At 72.2% G+C, this 1,484-nt stretch carries 1 protein-coding gene; it reads right to left on the reverse strand.

Translation table 11 applies throughout. From position 1 onward, the window contains the following. Positions 1-17: 17 nt before the first annotated feature. The coding region (locus ACZ5CR_RS44995) for an outer membrane protein assembly factor BamB family protein (protein WP_468869390.1) at positions 18-1,484 on the reverse strand (1,467 nt) is incomplete at its 5' end.

Below are 1,484 nucleotides of genomic sequence, written 5' to 3' on the forward strand. Positions count from 1 at the left end.
CCTTCTGTTCCGCGCTGTCAGCCCGCACGCCGCCCGGCCAGTGCGTGCACCGTGCCGTCGTCGGTGAGCGCGAAGATCCGTCCGCCGCTGACGGACAGCGCCGACGTGACGCCCGCGCCCAGGTCGTAGGCGTGCACCTGCTTGCCGGTCGAGCGGTCGAGGACGAGCAGCCGCCCGTCCCATGTCCCCACGTACACATGGGACTTGGTGACCAGCGGATGCATGGTCGGCGATCCGTCACCCGCCGTGCAGCCCATGGCGACCCGCCACTCGTCGTCCAGCGGGCTCTCCCCCGGCAGATACCCGGCCTTGGTCTGCCAGAGCGGCTTCGACAGGTCGGCCGCGCTCGTGTCATAGGCGCGTACGACACCGTCGCGCCCCGCCACGTACGCGGTGTCGCCCCACACGGCCGGACTCGTCAGCGGCGCCGGACCCGGCTCGCAGACGCCCGCGCCGCCCGCCTTGGACTCCCACGTCTGCGCGCCCGTCCCGGCATCGAACCCGCGGACCCCCGATGACGTGAAGGTCACCAGTCGCGGATCGCCCGACACCGGATCGGTGAGGACGGGCGACGAGTGGCTGTCGATGTCGCCCTTGGTGTCCTTCGCCCACAGCTGCCCGCAGCTCGCCAGGTCCATCGCGATGACGGTGTTGCTCGAACCGGAGTGCAGATAGGCGGTGTTGGAGCCGGGCTCGCGCACCGCGGTGCTGTGGAACTGCCCCCATGAGCCCGGCGCCGCGAATCCGCCGGGCAGCTTCTCGCCGGTCTTCGCGTCCCGGCAGCGCACCGTGTCCCAGTCCTGGTAGACGGCGACGGAACGGCCCTTGGCCGACCCGCCCGTGAGCCCGAAGACGCTGACCGGACCGCCGGCCCGCCCGTAGCGCCGCACGGTGTCCCCGTGCTGCTCCTCGCGGTCGACGGCCTCCCACACGATGTGCCCGTCGTCCGGGTCGACGGCATACACACGGCCCACGCCGGTCGTCAGGTAGACCCGGCCGCCGTGCAGCGTGGGCGCCGACTCCGCGTCACCGTCCAGATAGGTCCGCCAGATCTCGCGTCCGGAGTCCACGTCGTACGCGAGCATCATGCTGTACGGAGAGTCGAAGGCCCGCGACGAGACGATGACCTTGCCGTCGGCGACGACCGAGCCGTTGAGGTTGAACTGCTCCCCGGTGTGGCGCGCCCACTTCAGGTCGAGCACCGGACCGGGATCGTCCGCGCTCGCGGAGCGCCCGGCCTCGTCGCCGCCCTGCCGGACCCAGTCCTGTCCCGCGGGCACCGCTTCGGTCTTCCGCACCACCGTGAACGGGTTCTTCAGCGCGGGCCATGCCTTGCCCCTGGCGTCGTACGCGACGGTCTCGGCCGTGTACGCGCCGGGCCGAAGCCCGCTCAGCCGGTCGCTCGCCCGCGTCCAGGAGCCGCGGGCGTCGGGACAGGGCTCGGGCTTCCCGCCAGGCGGCGTGTAGCAGTTCTCGATGCCGGG

This window comes from Streptomyces sp. NPDC031274 (assembly GCF_055570235.1).